Source organism: Kocuria kalidii, assembly GCF_044462225.1.
In the GTDB taxonomy this organism is placed as follows: Bacteria; Actinomycetota; Actinomycetes; order Actinomycetales; family Micrococcaceae; genus Kocuria; species Kocuria kalidii.
On sequence record NZ_JBISWJ010000100.1, the window covers coordinates 1 to 17,565 of the forward strand.

Genomic DNA, 17,565 nt, shown 5'->3' on the forward strand with positions numbered 1-17,565 from the left:
GGACGTGCGGGAGGCCGGGGCACGGGCCCCGGCCTCCCGGGACGGGCTCAGTCGCCCTCGAAGGCCGTCTGCACCAGGGTCTCGAGCTCGGCGGCGTGACGCTTGGCCGAGCCGTTGGCCGGGGAGGCGGAGGCGGGGCGGGACGCCAGCCGGACCGGCCGGTCGAGCTGCGGCAGCAGGTTCACGGCCATGAACGGCCAGGCGCCCTGGTTGGCGGGCTCGTCCTGCGCCCAGGTGATCCGGGCCTCGGGGTACTTCCCGAGCTCCTCCCGCAGCTCCGCGAGCGGCAGCGGGTACAGCTGCTCCACGCGCACGATCGCGGTTCCGCGGTCCTTGCGCTCCTCCCGCGCCGACACGAGGTCGTAGTAGAGCCGGCCGGAGACCAGGACGACGTTGGTGACGTCGGAGGCCTCGAGCCCCGCCTGGTCGCCGATCACGGGCCGGAACGCGCCGGACGTGAACTCCTCGATCGGGGAGGCCGCCGCCTTGAGGCGCAGCAGCTGCTTCGGCGTGGCCACCACCAGCGGCTTGCGCGGGCGGCTGTAGGCCTGCCGCCGCAGCAGGTGGAAGTGGTTCGACGGGGTCGAGGGGTTGGCCACGACCATGTTCTTCTCGGCGCACAGCGTCAGGAACCGCTCGATCCGGGCCGAGGAGTGGTCCGGGCCCTGCCCCTCGAAACCGTGCGGCAGGAGCATGACCAGCGAGGAGCGCTGGCCCCACTTCTGCTCGGCGGAGGAGATGAACTCGTCCACGATGATCTGGGCGCCGTTGCCGAAGTCGCCGAACTGGGCCTCCCAGACGGTCAGGGCGTCGGGGCGCTCCACGGAGTAGCCGTACTCGAAGCCCAGCACCCCGTACTCGGAGAGCAACGAGTTGTAGATCGCCAGCTGTGCCTGGTCACCGGAGAGGTGGTTGAGGGGAGTCCACTCCGCGCCGGTGCCGGAGTCGTAGAACACGGCGTGGCGCTGGGTGAACGTGCCGCGCTGGACGTCCTGGCCGGACATCCGGACCGGGATGCCCTCCATCATGAGGGAGCCGAAGGCCATGAGCTCGCCCATGCCCCAGTCCACGCCGCCCTCGCGGGTCATCGCCTCGCGGCGCTCGAGCAGCTTGCGCAGCTTCTTGTGCACGGCGAAGTCCTCCGGGACCTCCACGTGCACCGCGCCGATCCGTTCGGCGGCCTCGGTGGAGATCGCCGTGGTGCGCGGGATCGACACGCCGGAGTCGGCCTGCTGGGCGGAGGGCCGCTCGATGTTCGAGATCGCGGCGGAGTCCCCGGTGACCAGGGGGATCGAGGAGGTCTGGGCCTCGTGGGTCTCGGCGAAGACCCGCTCCAGCCGCTCCTGGTAGTCCTTCAGCGCCCGGTCGGCCTCCTCCTGGGTGATGTCGCCGCGGCCCACGAGGTTCTCGGTGTAGATCTTGCGGGTCGAGCGCTTCTCCTCGATGAGGTTGTACATCAGGGGCTGGGTCATCGAGGGGTCGTCGCCCTCGTTGTGGCCGCGCCGGCGGTAGCACACCAGGTCGATGATGACGTCCTTGTGGAAGGCCTGCCGGTAGGCGAACGCCATCTGGCCCACGTGGGTGACGGCCTCGGGGTCGTCGGCGTTGACGTGGAAGATCGGCGCCTGGAGGCCCTTGGCGAGGTCCGTCGCGTAGGTGGTGGACCGGGCCGCGGAGGGCGCGGTGGTGAAGCCCACCTGGTTGTTCACGACGACGTGGATGGTCCCGCCGACGGTGTAGGCGGGCAGCAGCGCCATCTGCAGGACCTCGGCCACCACGCCCTGGCCCGCGAAGGCCGCGTCGCCGTGCACCTGGATCGCCAGCACCGGGTAGGTGCCGTTGCCCTCGGGGCCGGCCCCCTGGACGTCGGTCTTGGCCCGGACGATGCCCTCGATGACCGGGTCGGCCGCCTCGAGGTGGGACGGGTTCGCGGCGAGGTAGACCTGCGTCTCGTTGCCGTTGTCCGAGGTGAACGAGCCCTCCGTGCCGAGGTGGTACTTCACGTCGCCGGAGCCCTCGGTGGTGCGCGGGTCCTGGCTGCCCTCGAACTCGCGGAAGATCTGGGCGTAGGACTTCCCGGCGATGTTGGTGAGCACGTTGAGCCGTCCGCGGTGGGCCATCGCGATGCCCACGCCGGCGAGCCCGGCGTCGGCGGCGTCGGCGATGACCTCGTCCAGCAGCGGGATCAGGGACTCCCCGCCCTCGAGGGAGAACCGCTTCTGGCCGACGTACTTGGTCTGCAGGAACGTCTCGAACGCCTCGGCGGCGTTGAGCCGGCCGAGGATGCGGAACTGCTCCTCACGGCTGGGCTTCTGGTACCCGTGCTCGAGCTGGTCCTGGAACCACTCGCGCTCCTCCGGCTCCTGCAGGTGCATGTACTCCACGCCGAGGGTGCGGCAGTAGGCGTCCCGCAGCCGGCCCAGGATGGTGCGCAGGCTCAGGACGTCCGCGCCGCCGAAGCCGCCGGTGGGCCACTCGCGCTCCAGGTCCCACAGGGACAGCCCGTAGGTGCGGATGTCGAGGTCCGGGTGCTTGCGCATCACGTACTCGAGCGGGTTGGTGTCCGCCATGAGGTGGCCGCGGACCCGGTACGCGTGGATCAGCTGCTGGATCCGGGCGACCTTGTTGACCTGGATCTCGGGGTTGACCTGGTTGTCCACGGCCCAGCGCACGGGCTCGTAGGGGATCCGCAGCGCCTCGAAGATCTCGTCGTAGAAGTCCTCCCCGCCCAGCAGGTAGGACTCGATCAGGCGCAGGAACTCGCCGGAGCCCGCGCCCTGGATGACGCGGTGGTCGTAGGTCGACGTCAGCGTGATGATCTTCGAGACCGCGTGCCGCGCGATGGTCTTGGGGGACGAGCCCCGGTACTCGGCGGGGTGGTCGAGCGCGCCGACGCCGACGATGCAGGCCTGTCCCTTGGAGAGCCGCGGCACGGAGTGGACCGTCCCGATGCCGCCGGGGTTGGTCAGGGACACCGTGGTGCCCTGGTAGTCGTCCATGGTCAGCTCGCCGGTGCGGGCACGGCGGACGATGTCCTCGTACGAGTTCCAGAACTGCAGGAAGGACATCGACTCCGCGCCCTTGATGTTCGGCACCACGAGGTTGCGGGAGCCGTCCTTGTTCGGGATGTCGATGGCGATGCCGAAGTTGACGTGGGCCGGGTGCACCGCGACGGGCTTGCCGTCCTGCTCGTCGTAGAAGACGTTCTGCGACGGGTAGTTGGCCAGCGCCTTGATCACGGCGTAGCCGATCAGGTGCGTGAAGGATACCTTGCCGCCGCGATTGCGGGCGAGGTGGCTGTTGATCACGATCCGGTTGTCGATCAGCAGCTTCGCCGGGACGGCCCGGACCGTGGTGGCGGTGGGCACCGTGAGGGACGCGTCCATGTTCGCGGCCACGGCCTTCGCGGGGCCGCGCAGCTTGACCACGGTGTCCTCGGCCGGTGCGTCCTGGCCGGGGGCGGCGGCGCGGGCGCGGGCGGGCTGGGCCGGGATGGGCTTCTTCGCCTCGGCACCCTCGGACTCGCCGTGGTCCGTCTCGGGCCGGCCCTCGGCCTTCGCGCCGGACTTCGTGGGCGCAGGGGTCGCCGCCGGCTTCGCCGAGGACGTCCGGGACGCGGTCCCGGACTCCGGGGCCGGCGCCTTCTCCGCGGACGGCTCGGGCTTCCGCGCCTTCGGGGCGGGCGCCTCGGGCTTCTCGGGCGCCTCGGTCTCGGCGGGCGCCTCGGTCTCGGCGGGCGCCTCGGTCTTGGCGGGCTGCTCGGACGCCGCCGTCCTCGTGCCGCCCGACTGCTCCGGTGCGGTGCCGTTGTCCCCGCTCATCGCCTCGAAGATGGGCCACCACTTCTCGTCCACCGAGTTCCTGTCCGACCGGTACTTCTCGAACAGTTCGTCGACGAGCCACTCGTTACCTGCGAATTCTTCAGGGATGGGGTGCTGTGGCTGATGTGGCACGGGGAATACGCCTCTTCCATGGTTGTTCTCGTGGAGGCCTTCTGCCCGGTCTCCACGGTGTCGGTCCCGGCAGCGTCCGGACCCGCCGCCGGTGTTCGTCGCCGGCCGTCTCCCGTGACCGCCGCCGGCGTCCGCCTCCGGACCTGCCGGACGGTCGTCAACCGGGCGCGGCCGTACCTCCGGCGAGTCTAGTGATCTGCGCAGCGGCATGGCTAGTCCGCGGCCCCGCCGCAGAGGGCGTGTCGCGGTCCCACCGCTACACTGGCGGGCGTGCGATTTCTCAACACCCCCACCTCGGACCTCACCTACAGCGACGTCTTCCTCGTCCCCTCGAGCTCCCGGGTCACGTCCCGGTTCGACGTGGACCTCACCCCGCGCGACGGCACGGGCGCCACGGTGCCCCTGGTGGCCGCCAACATGACGGCCGTCACGGGCCGCCGCATGGTCGAGACGCTCGCCCGCCGTGGCGGGCTCGGGATCCTGCCGCAGGACATCCCGCTCGACGTCATCGCGGACGTCACGTCCTGGGTCAAGGACCGGTCGCCGCGCTTCGAGACGCCCGTGGTCCTCGGTGCCGAGGACACGGTCCACGACGCCCTGGGCATCATGCACAAGCGCCCGCACGGCGCCGTGGTCGTGTGCGGTCCCGGACGGTCCTACCGCGGCGTGGTGCTCGCGGCGGACTGCGCGGAGGTGGACCGCTTCACCCAGCTCGGCTCCGTGATGCGCACCGACGCGCCGGTGTTCTCGCTCGAGGAGGTCCGCGCCGGGTCCGGCGACGACGTCCTCGCCGCCGCCTACGACCGGCTCGCCCAGACCCGCGCGCACGTGGCCCCGGTGCTGGACGGGGACACGGTCGTGGGCGTGCTGACCCGCAAGGGCACGGTCCGCTCCACGATCTACGCCCCCGCCCTGGACGGCGCGGGCCGGCTCCGGGTGGGCGCCGCCGTGGGCATCAACGGGGACGTCCGCGGCAAGGCCCGGGCCCTGCTCGACGCCGGGGTGGACGTGCTCGTCGTCGACACCGCCCACGGCCACCAGCGCAAGATGGTGGAGGCCCTCGAGCAGGTGCGCGCGGCGGCCCCCGACGTGCCCGTCGTGGCCGGCAACGTGGTCACCGCCGACGGGGTCCAGGACCTCGTCGACGCCGGCGCGGACATCGTGAAGGTGGGCGTGGGCCCCGGTGCGATGTGCACCACCCGGATGATGACCGCCGTGGGCCGCCCCCAGTTCTCCGCCGTCCTCGAGTGCGCCGAGGCCGCCGCCGGGCTGGGCCGGCACGTCTGGGCGGACGGCGGCGTGAAGCACCCCCGGGACGTCGCCCTCGCCCTCGCGGCCGGTGCCAGCCAGGTCATGGTGGGGTCCTGGTTCGCGGGCACCCACGAGGGCCCGGGCGAGCTCAACGTCGACGCCGACGGCCGGATGTACAAGGAGAGCTTCGGGATGGCCTCGACCCGCGCGGTGCGCGAGCGCACCCGCGGCGAGGGCGCCTTCGCCCGGGCCCGCAAGGGCCTGTTCGAGGAGGGCATCTCGAGCTCCAAGATGTACCTGGACCCCGAGCGCCCGGGGGTGGAGGACCTCGTGGACCAGATCACCGCGGGCGTGCGCAGCTCCATGACCTACGCCGGGGCCACGACCCTCGAGCAGTTCACCGCCCGCGCGGTGGTCGGCATCCAGTCCGCCTCCGGCTACGAGGAGGGCCGGGCGCGCCCCGTCGGCTGGTCGTGAACCGGCGCCGGGCGGGTCGCGCTCCGGTATCCTGGAGCTCTCATGGACTCGTTCAGTAGCTGCCGGCCCGGCCTCGGCGTCCCCCGCCGCGGCCCCCGAGCCGGCGCACCCACCCCACCCCCGACACCCTCGACCGACCGCGCGGCTCGCCTGCGCACGGCGCCCGCGCGGCGGGCCGCCCCGGGGGGCAGCTCCTGATGGAATGGCTGCTCCTGGCGGCGGGCCTGCTGCTGATCCTCGGCACGGGCTTCTTCGTGGCGGTGGAGTTCTCCCTCGTGGCACTCGACCAGACGACGGTGCGCCGGGCGATCGCCCAGGGCGACCGTGCCGCGGAGCCGCTGCTCAAGTGCCTCAAGTCCCTCTCCACGCAGCTCTCCAGCTGCCAGCTGGGGATCACCCTGACCACCCTCCTCACCGGCTACACCCTGGACCTGGCGCTCCAGTCGTTCCTGCGGGAGCCGATCGTCGAGCTCACGGGCCTGTCCGTGGCGGCCGCCGGGGGAGCGACCCTGGCGCTGTCCATGCTCATCTCCACGCTGCTGTCGATGCTGCTGGGCGAGCTCGTGCCCAAGAACTGGGCCATCGCGGAGGCGTTCCGGGTGGGCCGGCTCGTCGCCCGCCCCCAGCTCGTGTTCACCGCGGTCTTCAAGCCGTTCGTCCTCACGCTCAACGGCGTGGCCAACCGGGTCCTGCACCTGTTCGGGATGGAGGCCAAGGAGGAGCTCTCGGGCGCGCGCTCCCCCGAGGAGCTGTCCTCGATGGTGCGCCGCTCGGCGAAGATGGGGACCCTGGACGCCGGCACCGCCGCGTTCGTCGCCAAGACCCTCACGTTCGCCGAGCGCACGGCCGCGGACGTCATGACGCCCCGGATCCGCGTGCAGATGCTCGACTCCCACGAGTCCGTCGCGGACGTCGTGGCCGTGGCCTCCCGCACCGGCCACTCCCGCTTCCCGGTCATGGACGACTCCCCGGACGACGTCCGCGGAGTGGTCCACGTCAAGAAGGCCGTGGCCGTGCCGTCGGAGCGCCGCGCCGCCCTCGAGTGCGGGGCGATCATGGAGGACGTCCTGCGCGTGCCCGAGACCGTCCACCTGGACTCGCTGCTCGTGCAGCTGCGCTCCGGCGGGCTCCAGATGGCCGTCGTCGTCGACGAGTGGGGAGGCACCGCCGGTGTCGTCACCCTCGAGGACCTCGTGGAGGAGGTGGTCGGGGAGGTCTCCGACGAGCACGACCGGCTCAGCCTCGGCGCCCTGCAGTCCGCGGCCGGGGAGTGGTACTTCCCCGGGCTGATGCGCCCCGACGAGGTCTCCGAGCAGATCACCGAGCTCGACATCGAGGACGGGCCCTCCTACGAGACGATGGGCGGATTCATGATGGACCGGCTCGGGCAGGTCCCGCGGCCCGGGGACGCGGTCCCCGTGGAGGGGGGCGTGCTCGAGGTCGCCCGCATGGAGGGCCGGCGCGTGGACCGCATCCGGTTCGTCCCCGCCCCGGCGGAGCAGGAGGACACCGGGGCCGGTGCCCGCCGGGAGAGCGCGCGCCAGGAGGGTGCACGATGAGCGACCTGGCAGGCCTGGCGTGGCTCGTGGTGCTCCTGGCGGGCAACGCCTTCTTCGTGGGCGGGGAGTTCGCCGTGATGTCCGCGCGGCGCAGCCAGATCGAGCCGCTGGCGGAGAACGGCGACAAGCGGGCCCGGACCGCCCTGTACGCGATGGAGCACGTGTCCCTCATGCTGGCCTGCTGCCAGCTGGGCATCACGGTGTGCTCGCTGCTGATCCTCAACATCTCCGAGCCTGCCCTGCACCACATCGTGTCGGGGCCGCTCGGGAGCCTCGGCGTGCCGGCCGAGGTCGCCGACGTCAGCGGGTTCCTCACGGCCCTGCTCGTGGTCACGTTCCTGCACGTGGTCTTCGGGGAGATGGTGCCGAAGAACATGTCGGTGTCCGCCGCGGACCGCGCGGTGCTGCTGCTGGCCCCGCCGCTCGTGTTCGTCTCCCGCGTGGTGAAGCCGGTCATCGGGACGCTGAACTGGGCGGCGAACCACGTCCTCAAGCTCATGGGCATCGAGCCGAAGGACGAGGTCTCCTCGACGTTCACCCTCGACGAGCTCCAGTCGATCGTGGCGGAGTCGACCAAGGAGGGCACGGTGGCGGACGAGACCGGGCTGCTGTCCGGGGCCCTCGAGTTCTCGTCCAAGCGCACCGCGGACGTCATGGTCCCCCTGGAGGGGCTCGTCACGCTGCCGGAGGACGCGTCCGCGGCGGACGTCGAGAAGGCGGTCGCCCGCACGGGCTTCTCGCGCTTCGCCCTCACGGAGGGCGACGGCGTGCTCAACGGCTACCTGCACATCAAGGACGTGCTCTCGATCCCCGAGAGCCGGTACAACGAACCGGTTCCGGTGACCCGTGTGCGCTCGCTGGCCAACCTGCGTCCCGGCATCGAGATCGACGACGCGCTGGCGGCGATGCAGCGGACGGGCTCGCACCTGGCACGCGTGGTCGACGTCGGCGGCCGGACACTGGGCGTGCTGTTCCTCGAGGACATCATCGAGGAACTGGTGGGGGAGATCCGGGACACGACCCAGGACCGGCGCCAGCGCCGCGGCGACCGGGTGGACTCCTCGGAGCCGCCGCGCTGACCGGCTGCCCCCGGCGGTCCGCGCCGCGCTCCGCCGCCTGGGCCCCCGCCGCCGGGGCCCCGCGGAGGGTCGCGCGTCCCCGAGGTGCGACGGGTTGGTAGCATGCGAGTACTGGTGAACATCGTTCTCATCATGGGGCGCTGCCCCCTCGACGTCCCGCGTGGTGCCGCACCGGCGCACCCGCGCAGAAACGGACCGACCATGACCGCACTCCGTCCCCGGGCACGCCCGGGCGCCCCCCTCCGGGCAGCCGGCCTCGCCGGAGCCGTCGCCGTGCTGGGTCTGACCGCGTGCGCGAGCGGCTCCGCCCGGGCCACCGGGGCGGACGAGGCCCTGACCGTGGTCACGACCACGACGGTCTACGCGGACCTGGTGCGCGAGGTCGGCGGGGAGGCCGTGGCGGTCGACCCGGTCGTCGGGTCCCCGGCGCAGGACCCGCGCTCCTACGAGCCCACGGACCAGGACCGGCTCGCCGTGCGGGACGCCGACCTCGTGGTGCTCAACGGCGGAGGTCACGACGTCTTCATGGAGGACCTCGCCGCCCGCGGCGACGCCCCCGTGGTCGATGCCTACGAGGTCTCGGGACTGGCCGGCGCGCCCCCCGAGCCCGCCCACGAGGGGCACGAGCACGAGGACCACGAGCACGCGGAGAGCAACGAGCACGTCTGGTACGACCTCGACGCCATGGACAACGTCGCCCACGCGGTCGCCGACGGGCTCGCCGAACTGGACCCGGCCGGCGCGTTCGTCTACGAGGCGAACGCCGGCGCCTTCGCCGACCGGCTCGGGGCGCTGCGGCAGCGGATCGGCGAGGTCCCGGCCGACAACGCGGCCTTCGTGGCGGCGGATCCCGTGGCGGTCCACCTGCTCGAGGACGCCGGGCTCCACGACGACACCCCCGTGGAGCTCACCGCGGCGGTGGCCGCCGGCACCGACGTCCCCCCGCTCGTCCTGCAGCGGATCCGCGACGGGATCCGCAGCGGTCACGTCCAGCTCCTCGCGTTCGGCGCCCCGGCGGACCCGGCCGGGGCCGGGCAGCTGCGCGACGACGCCCCGGCCGGCGGCGCGGCGGTCGTGGAGTTCACCGCGGCCCCGCCCGAGGGGAGCACCTACCTCGAGTGGATGGACCGCAACGTCACCGCCGTCGCCGAGGCCCTGACCGCGCTGCGGCCGGCCGGCGGGTGAGCGCGGGTGGCCGGCTCCCGGGCCCGGCCACCGGGTGCCCGTCCGCGGCTCAGGCCAGCACGCGGACCGCCGCGGGCAGGACGTCCACCCGCGCGGGCAGCGGCCCCAGCCGTTCCCCGTCCGCGTAGGCGGTGACGTCCGGGGCGTCGACGACCACGGAGCGCACCCGCTCGGTCCGCACGCACTGCAGCTCCACGTGCCTGCCCGAGAACAGCCGCGGGAACAGGACGAGGAAGCGGGCCCGGCCCAGCGGCGCCACGGTGAAGAGCTCCAGCAGCCCGTCGTCCGCCCGCGCGCCGGGCACGATGGGCAGGCCGCCCCCGATCGACGAGGTGTTGGCGACGTTGAGGAGCACGCCCTCCCGCCGCTCCGTGCGTCGTCGTCCGCCGGCGTCCTCGACGTCGAGCCGGTAGTGCACGGTGCGCAGCCGCACGATCTCCACCAGGACGGCCAGCAGGTACTTGGTGGATCCGCTCAGGCGCAGCCACCGGTTGGCGCGCTCGTTGACCACGGCGTCGAAGCCGGCGCACAGGGCGGTCCCGAAATAGGACGTGCGCCCGTCCGGGAAGCGCACCCGGCCGACGTCGAGGCGGCGGGGCACGGGGTCGTCGAGGCGGCGCAGGATCCGGCCGGCCGCGGCGACCGGATCCCGCAGCGGGACCGCGAAGTGGCGGGCCAGGTCGTTGCCCGTGCCGCAGGGGACCACGCCGAGCGGGAGGTCCACGCCCTGCGCGGCGAGCTCCACGAGCACCCCGAGACCGGCCTGGACCATGCCGTCCCCGCCCACGACCACGAGCGCGCGGGTGGTGAGGGCGTGCGCCCGCAGCCGGTCGCGGACCAGCTCCACCAGGGCGCCGAGGTCTCCCGCGGAGAGCACCACGGCCTCGTCGCCGCCGGTGCGCAGCAGCTCGGCCGCCCGGTGGGCGTCCGCGAGGGCCCGGCCGTGGCCGGCGCAGGGATTGACCGCGAGGACGAAGGTCCCGCGGGACGGCCCGGGCTCAGCCATCGCTCCGCCGCGTGCTGCACACGGCGCACAGGCCGGCGATCTCGACCGTGTGGTCCACCTCGGTGAAGCCGTGGGCGGCGGCGGTGCGCCCCGCCCACTCCTCGACCGTGGGCGCCTCGAGCTCCACGGCGGCGCCGCAGCGCCGGCACACCAGGTGGTGGTGGTGGTGCTCGGCCGCGCAGCGCCGGTAGATCGCCTCGCCCTCGTCGCTGCGCAGGACGTCCAGCTCCCCGAGCTCGGACATCGACTGCAGGATCCGGTACGTCGTCGCCAGGGAGACGGACTCCCCGCGCTCCCGCAGCAGAGCGTGCAGGTCCTGCGTGGAGATGAAGTCCTCGAGCGACGTGAGGGCCTGGGCGACGGCCCGGCGCTGCCGGGTGTTGCGGACCTCCCCGGCGCCGCCTCCGCTGGTTCTCACGCTCACGCCCTGTCCTCTCGTCGCTGGTGCCCCGGCAGGCCACCAGCTTAACAAGGTCGGCCCGACACGTCCCCCGCCGGCCTCCGGGCCCGGGCGGACCCGGGGATAGGCTGGTTCCATGGAGCTGATCAAGTACACCCACTCGTGCGTCCGGCTCGAGAACGAGGGCCGGGTGCTGGTCCTGGACCCGGGCAAGTTCTCCGGCCGGGAGGAGCTGGCCGAGGCCCTCGACGGGGCCGACGTCCTGCTCGTGACGCACGTGCACCCCGACCACCTCGACCCGGAGCCGGTCCACGCGCACCTGCGGGCGCACCCGGAGATCCAGGTGCACGCCCCGGCGGCGGTGGCCGCGGGGCTGCGGGACGCGCTGGGCGAGGACCACGCCGTCCACGACGTCGAGCCCGAGTCCGTGCTGGAGCTCGACGGCTTCACCGTCCGGACGTTCGGCGGTCAGCACGCCCTGATCCACCCGCTGATCCGCACCGTGGACAACATCGGCTACCTGGTCAACGACACGGTCTACCACCCCGGGGACTCGCTGGTGGTCCCGCACGGGCTCGCGGCCCCCGTCCTGCTGGCCCCGATCCACGCCCCGTGGAACAAGCTGGCGGAGGTCGTCGACTTCGTGGTGGCCGTCCGCCCGGAGCGGGTCTTCCAGATCCACGACGGCCTGCTCTCCGACGACGGCCTGGACGTCATCGAGGGACAGCTGACGTCGTTCGCCGCGAAGTACGGGGCCGAGTACCGCCACCTCGCCACCGGCGAGCGCGTGCGGCTCTAGCCGCGCCACCCCCGTCCGTGCAGGGGCCGCGGACCGTCCCCGACCCACCGAGGAAATGGAGCACCCGTGAGCACCGTCTTCACGAAGATCATCGAGGGAGAGATCCCGGGCCGGTTCGTCTGGCAGGACGCGCGCTGCGTCGCGTTCCTGTCCATCGAACCGCTGGGCCCGGGACACACCCTGGTCGTCCCGCGCGAGGAGTACGACCACTGGATCGACCTGCCCGAGGACCTGGCGTCCCACCTCATGGTGGTCTCCTGGCGGATCGGCCGGGCCGTCGACACCGTCTGGCACCCCCGGCGGGTGGGCCAGATGATCCAGGGCTTCGAGGTGCCGCACACGCACGTGCACGTCTGGCCGGCGGACACGGTGGAGCAGTTCCAGTTCGCCAACGCGGACCGGCACCCGGACCCGGCCGCCATGGACGAGGCCGCCGACCGGATCCGGGCGGCCCTGGTCGAGGCGGGGCACGGCTCCTCCGTCCCGCAGGCCTGACCCGGGCGGAGGCGGAGCCCCGGGCGGACCGGCCGCACCCTGCCGGCACGGGCCGGGTCAGCCCCGGGCGGCCTCGAGGGCGTCCTTGAGCGCCTTCCGGATCCTTTTCTCCGAGACGGTGTGGGCGGTCCCCAGCTCCTGGGCGAACAGTGAGATCCGCAGCTCCTCGATCGCCCACGCCACCCGGCGCAGCTCGTCCGGGACCGGCGCGGCCGGCGGCAGGGAGTCGAGGGCGGCGTCGTAGTCGTCCTCGAGCTTCTGCACGGCCAGCATGTTGACGGTGTCGCGCTGCAGGTGCCCGGCCAGCTTCTCGAGCCGCACCTCCATGCCCCGCACGTAGCGGGGCAGGTGCTGGAGCTGGTCGTAGCCCGTGGCGGCGACGAAGCCCGGGTGCACGAGGTGCTCGAGCTGGGCCTTGACGTCGTTGAGGGAGTTCACCGCGGCGAGCGAGGACGACCGCTTGAGCTGCTTGCGGATCCGCGCGGCCCCGGAGAGCACCTGCTCCACGAGGGCCGTGACGTGGAAGACGGTGTCGATGAGCTCGGCCCGCACGTGCTCGTGCAGGGCGTCGAACCCGGTGCGGGTGTACGGGGGCTCGTGCGGCGTGAGCTTGTCGATCGCGGCGACCGTGCAGTCGGCGATGAGCTCGGTCACCGACCCGTGCGGGTTCTGCGTGAAGACGAGCTTCTCCCGGTTGTTGAGGTGCTCGAGCACGTACCGCTCGGGGGAGGGGATGCGCGCCTGCAGCAGGGAGATCACCCCGCGGCGCTGGGCGGCCCGCTGCTCGGCGGCCGAGGACAGGATGCGCACCGCCACGGTGGTCTCCCGGGCGGGCGCCGTCGACCGGTCCCGGGGGCGCTCGGGGACGAGCGCCGGCCAGCCGGTGATCCGCTGGCCCGCCACGGTCGTCTCGACGCTGCGCGGCAGGTCCTCCTCCGGCCACCGGTCCAGGCCCGAGCGTTCGAGGACGGAGCGCTCGGGGTCGGAGCGCCCGGGTGTCGGCGGCGCCGCCTCCGGGGGCCGCGGCGCCGGTCGGTGCGGGTCCTCCCGGGGCGCGCCCCGGGAGGCGTCCCCGGGGACCGCGCCGAGGGACTCGGCCAGGGCGGCGCGGATCTCGTCGTGCAGCTGCGTCCGGAGCGCCTCGAGGTCCTCGCCCTCGCCCAGCACCCGGTTGCGGCGGTCCCGGACCTCGAAGCGCATCCGGAGGTGGGCCGGGACCGCGTCCCAGTTCCACGACCCCGGGGGGATCACGTGCCCCTTGAGCCGGCGCAGGACCAGCTCCAGGGACGGCTCGAGGGCGTCGACGGCCGGGTCGAAGTCGGCGTCGAGCATCGCCACGGCCTGGCGGGCGACGTCCGGGGCCGGCACGAAGTTGCGGCGCACGGCCTTGGGCAGCGACCTGATGAGCGCGGTCACCAGATCGGTCCGGAACCCCGGGATCTGCCACCGGAACTGCTCGGGGTCCAGCTGGTTGAGGAACAGCACGGGCACCCGCACGGTCACGCCGTCGGCGCGGTCGGACCCCGGGGCGTACTCGTGCACGAGGTCGAGCACGAGGTCCCCGTCGCGGGTGCGTCGGACCCACTGGCGCGGGTACAGGGACTCGTCGTAGGCGCCGGCCTCCTCCGCGATCAGGTCCCCGGGATCCAGGTCCAGGAGGTGCTCGTCCTGGTGCCGGGCCTTCTTCCACCACGCGTCGAAGTGCCGCGCCGAGACCACCGAGTCGGGGATCCGCTCGTCGTAGAACCGGAACAGGGCCTCGTCGTCGACCCGCAGGTCCCTGCGGCGCAGCCGGTTCTCCAGCTCCTCGACCTCGGCCAGGCGCTCGCGGTTGCGCGCGAAGAACCGGTGCCGGGTCTGCCAGTCGCCCTCCACGAGGGCGTGCCGGAGGAACAGCTCCCGCGCCAGGGCGGGGTCCACCCGCCAGAAGTTGATCCGGCGCTGCGCCACGACCGGCACGCCGTAGAGGGTGACCTTCTCGTAGGCCATGACGGATCCCTGGGCGCGGGACCAGTGCGGCTCCGAGACGCTGCGCTTGACCAGGTGCGGGGCGAGCTCCTCCGCCCAGAGCGGGTCGATCGCGGCGTTGACGCGGGCCCACAGCCGGGAGGTCTCCACCAGCTCGGCCGACATGATCCAGTCCGGCGACTTCTTGAACAGGTTCGAGCCCGGGAAGACGGCGAAGCGGGAGCCTCGCGCTCCCTGGTACTCGCGCTTGCGCTCGTCCTTGAGCCCGATGTGGCTGAGCAGCCCCGCCAGCAGCGAGACGTGGATCTCCCGCTCCTTCCCGGCAGGGTCCACCTCACGGCCCTTGCCGACCCGGATGCCGACCTGCTGGCCCATCTGGCGCAGCTGGGCGTAGAGGTCCTGCCACTCCCGGATCCGCAGGAAGTTCAGGAACTCTCGCTGGCACAGCTTGCGGAACCGGGTCGAGGACAGCTCCTCCTGCTGCTCCTGCACGTAGCGCCACAGCAGCAGCCAGCTCGTGAAGTCGGAGTTCTCGTCGAAGAACCGCTGGTGCAGCTCGTCCGCCTGCTGGCGCTTCTCCAGCGGGCGCTCTCGGGGGTCCTGGACAGTCAGCGCCGCCGCGAGGACCATGACCTCCCGGGCGCAGCCCCGCTTGTCCGCCTCCACGATCATCCGGCCCAGCCGCGGGTCCACCGGCAGCTGCGCCAGCTGCCGGCCCACCGGGGTCAGCGGACTGCCGGTCTGCCGTCCCCGCGCTCCCCGCGGGGACGTCCCCCGGGGCTCCTCGAGGGCGCCGAGCTCCCGGAGCAGGGCCACGCCGTCCTTGACGGCCCGCGACTCGGGCGGCTCCACGAACGGGAAGCGCTCGATGTCCCCGGGCTCCTTGACGACCCCCACCGAGATCATCTGCAGGATCACGGCCGCGAGGGACGTGCGCAGGATCTCAGGATCGGTGAACTCCGCGCGGGAGAGGTAGTCCTCCTCCGCGTAGAGCCGGATGCAGATGCCGTCGGAGACGCGGCCGCAGCGTCCCGCACGCTGGTTCGCCGAGGCCTGGGAGATCCGCTCGATCGGGAGCCGCTGCACCTTGGTGCGCGCGGAGTAGCGCGAGATGCGCGCGGTGCCGGGGTCGATCACGTACTTGATGCCCGGGACCGTCAGGGACGTCTCGGCCACGTTGGTGGCCAGCACGATGCGCCGCCGGCCCGACGGAGCGAACACCCGGTGCTGCTCCGCCATGGACAGCCGGCCGAACAGGGGCAGGATCTCGGCGTCGGCCAGGCCCCGGACCCGTTTGAGGGTGCCCTGCAGCGCCTCCTGGGCGTCACGGATCTCGCGCTCGCCGGCGAAGAAGATCAGGATGTCCCCGGGCGGCTCGGCGGAGAGCTCCGCGACGGCGTCGCACACGGCGTCGATCGGGTCCCGGTCCTCGTCCTCCAGGCCGTCGCCGGCGTCCTCGTCGTCCGGTCCGCCGTCCCCCGACCGTGGCTGGGACAGCGGCCGCCAGCGGATCTCGACCGGGTACGTGCGGCCCGAGACCTCGATGACGGGCGCCGGCGCAGCCTCCGCGCCCTCGGCAGCCGCCGGCGCGAAGTGCCGGGCGAAGCGCTCGGGATCGATCGTGGCGGACGTGATGATCACCTTGAGGTCCGGGCGCCGGGGCAGGATCCGCCGGAGGTAGCCCAGCAGGAAGTCGATGTTCAGGGACCGCTCGTGGGCCTCGTCGATGATGATCGCCGAGTACTTCTGCAGCAGCCGGTCGTGCTGGATCTCGGCGAGCAGGATGCCGTCGGTCATGAGCTTGACCCGCGAGTCGGCGCCCACCTCGGAGGTGAAGCGCACCTGGTAGCCGACCGTGCCGCCGATCTTCTCGCCCAGCTCCGAGGAGATGCGCTCGGCCACGGAGCGAGCGGCGATCCGGCGGGGCTGGGTGTGGCCGATCAGGCCGCGCTCGCCCAGGCCGAGCTCGAGGCACATCTTGGGGATCTGGGTGGTCTTGCCCGAGCCGGTCTCGCCGGCGATCACGACCACCTGGTGGGCGGCGATCGCGCTCTTGATGTCCTCGCGGCGCGCGGAGACCGGGAGGTGCTCGGGGTAGGAGATGGCAGGGGGGCTGCTCGGGGATGCTGGCATGACCTCCCGATCCTACCGGGGACGCGGAGCGCGCAGGGCCCGCACCCGGTGGACGATCGGGCTCCGTGGACCCGCCGTCGGTGCCGTTCTGTCACCAGTTGTGAGCTGCCTCTCATTTGCTGAACTAACGGAAGGTAATATCGCCGACATCACCCGTTCCAGAAAGGATCCACCATGAAGCGACTGTTCCCGATGACGGCGGCCCTCGCCTCCACCGCCCTGCTGCTCACGGCCTGCGGCGGCCCGGACACCGAGACCACCGGGGGCGGAGAAGAAGCAGGGGCCGTCGAGGAGGCCACCGTCGGGATCAGCCAGTTCGTGGAGCACCCCTCCCTCGACGCGGCGCGGGAGGGCTTCGTCGCCGCGCTCGAGGAGGGCGGCTACACGGAGGGCGAGAACCTCACCCTCGACCTGCAGAACGCCTCCGGAGACCAGGGCACCTCCACCAGCATCGCGTCGAACCTCGCGTCCTCGGACGCCGACCTCGTCCTGGCCATCGCGACGCCCTCCGCCCAGGGCGTGGCCCAGGCGGTCACCGACCGGCCGGTGCTGTTCACGGCCGTCACGGACCCGGTGGAGGCCGGGCTGGTCGACTCCCTCGAGAACCCCGGCGGCAACGTCACCGGCACCACCGACATGAACCCGGTCGCCGAGCAGATCGCGCTGGTCAAGCAGCTCGACCCGGAGGCCGAGTCCGTGGGCATCATCTACAGCTCGGGCGAGACGAACTCGCAGGTCCAGGTGGAGCTCGCGAAGGAGGCCGCCGAGGAGGAGGGCCTGGAGGTCGTCGAGAAGGCCGTGACCAACACCTCCGAGGTGGCCCAGGCCGCCGAGTCCCTGGACACGGACGCCATCTACGTGCCCACCGACAACAAGGTCGTCTCCGGTCTCGAGGCCGTGATCTCCGCCGCCGAGTCCAAGCAGATCCCGCTCATCGCGGGCGAGGGCGACTCCGTGGAGCGCGGCGCCCTCATCACCCAGGGCCTCGACTACGAGCAGCTCGGGCGCCAGACCGGTGAGATGGCCGTGCGCATCCTGGCCGACGGGGAGGACCCCGCGTCCATGCCCGTCGAGTCCCAGGAGGAGACGCAGCTGGTCATCAACCTGCAGGCCGCCGAGCGCATGGGCGTGGAGGTCCCCCAGGAGCTGCAGGACTCCGCCGACCAGGTCATCGAGTAGTCCCGGGCGGCCGCGGCACGGCCGGCGCCCGGTGACCCCGGACGCCGGCCCGCCCGGCCCCCGTCCCACCTCGACGGGGTG

At 72.8% G+C, this 17,565-nt stretch carries 11 protein-coding genes; 7 read left to right on the top strand and 4 right to left on the bottom strand.

Annotated elements, in window-relative coordinates; all coding sequences use genetic code 11:
* Positions 1-47: 47 nt before the first annotated feature.
* Complete coding sequence (locus ACH9D3_RS15220; RefSeq protein ID WP_396411581.1) at positions 48-3,953, bottom strand: multifunctional oxoglutarate decarboxylase/oxoglutarate dehydrogenase thiamine pyrophosphate-binding subunit/dihydrolipoyllysine-residue succinyltransferase subunit; 3,906 nt, start codon at positions 3,951-3,953, stop codon at positions 48-50.
* A 270-nt stretch (positions 3,954-4,223) separates the two neighbouring features.
* On the opposite strand from ACH9D3_RS15220, the gene guaB1 reads away from it, so the two are divergent.
* The 4 genes from guaB1 (at position 4,224) to ACH9D3_RS15240 (ending at position 9,504) form a co-directional block, all read left to right on the top strand.
* Positions 4,224-5,681, top strand: coding sequence for a GMP reductase (gene guaB1 / locus ACH9D3_RS15225; RefSeq protein ID WP_396400259.1), 1,458 nt, complete (start codon positions 4,224-4,226; stop codon positions 5,679-5,681).
* Between the two features lie 197 nt (positions 5,682-5,878).
* Complete coding sequence (locus ACH9D3_RS15230; RefSeq protein WP_396411582.1) at positions 5,879-7,240, top strand: CNNM domain-containing protein; 1,362 nt, start codon at positions 5,879-5,881, stop codon at positions 7,238-7,240.
* A complete protein-coding gene (locus tag ACH9D3_RS15235) occupies positions 7,237-8,319 on the top strand; it encodes a hemolysin family protein (RefSeq protein ID WP_396400261.1) in 1,083 nt (360 codons plus the stop codon). Before ACH9D3_RS15230 ends, ACH9D3_RS15235 begins: the two co-directional genes overlap by 4 nt.
* 201 nt (positions 8,320-8,520) lie before the next feature.
* The gene (locus ACH9D3_RS15240; RefSeq protein ID WP_396411583.1) at positions 8,521-9,504 is read left to right on the top strand and encodes a metal ABC transporter solute-binding protein, Zn/Mn family; all 984 of its coding nucleotides are present in this window, start codon (positions 8,521-8,523) and stop codon (positions 9,502-9,504) included.
* A 49-nt stretch (positions 9,505-9,553) separates the two neighbouring features.
* Here ACH9D3_RS15240 and ACH9D3_RS15245 read toward each other — a convergent pair whose 3' ends face one another.
* Together ACH9D3_RS15245 and ACH9D3_RS15250 are read right to left on the bottom strand one after the other, a co-directional pair.
* Complete coding sequence (locus ACH9D3_RS15245) at positions 9,554-10,510, bottom strand: diacylglycerol kinase family protein (RefSeq protein WP_396411584.1); 957 nt, start codon at positions 10,508-10,510, stop codon at positions 9,554-9,556.
* Entirely contained in the window at positions 10,503-10,934 is a 432-nt protein-coding gene (locus ACH9D3_RS15250) for a transcriptional repressor (RefSeq protein WP_396411585.1), read from the bottom strand. The genes ACH9D3_RS15245 and ACH9D3_RS15250 overlap by 8 nt, the downstream gene beginning before the upstream one ends.
* Positions 10,935-11,046: 112 nt before the next feature.
* On the opposite strand from ACH9D3_RS15250, the gene ACH9D3_RS15255 reads away from it, so the two are divergent.
* Together ACH9D3_RS15255 and ACH9D3_RS15260 are read left to right on the top strand one after the other, a co-directional pair.
* The gene (locus ACH9D3_RS15255) at positions 11,047-11,709 is read left to right on the top strand and encodes an MBL fold metallo-hydrolase (protein WP_396400265.1); all 663 of its coding nucleotides are present in this window, start codon (positions 11,047-11,049) and stop codon (positions 11,707-11,709) included.
* Between the two features lie 66 nt (positions 11,710-11,775).
* Complete coding sequence (locus ACH9D3_RS15260) at positions 11,776-12,204, top strand: HIT family protein (RefSeq protein ID WP_396400266.1); 429 nt, start codon at positions 11,776-11,778, stop codon at positions 12,202-12,204.
* Between the two features lie 57 nt (positions 12,205-12,261).
* Here the strand turns inward: ACH9D3_RS15260 and hrpA are convergent, their stop codons facing one another.
* Complete coding sequence (gene hrpA, locus ACH9D3_RS15265; RefSeq protein ID WP_396411586.1) at positions 12,262-16,305, bottom strand: ATP-dependent RNA helicase HrpA; 4,044 nt, start codon at positions 16,303-16,305, stop codon at positions 12,262-12,264.
* 174 nt (positions 16,306-16,479) lie between these two features.
* Here hrpA and ACH9D3_RS15270 point away from each other — a divergent pair, with 174 nt between their 5' ends.
* A complete protein-coding gene (locus ACH9D3_RS15270) occupies positions 16,480-17,484 on the top strand; it encodes an ABC transporter substrate-binding protein (RefSeq protein ID WP_396400268.1) in 1,005 nt (334 codons plus the stop codon).
* Positions 17,485-17,565: the final 81 nt, after the last annotated feature.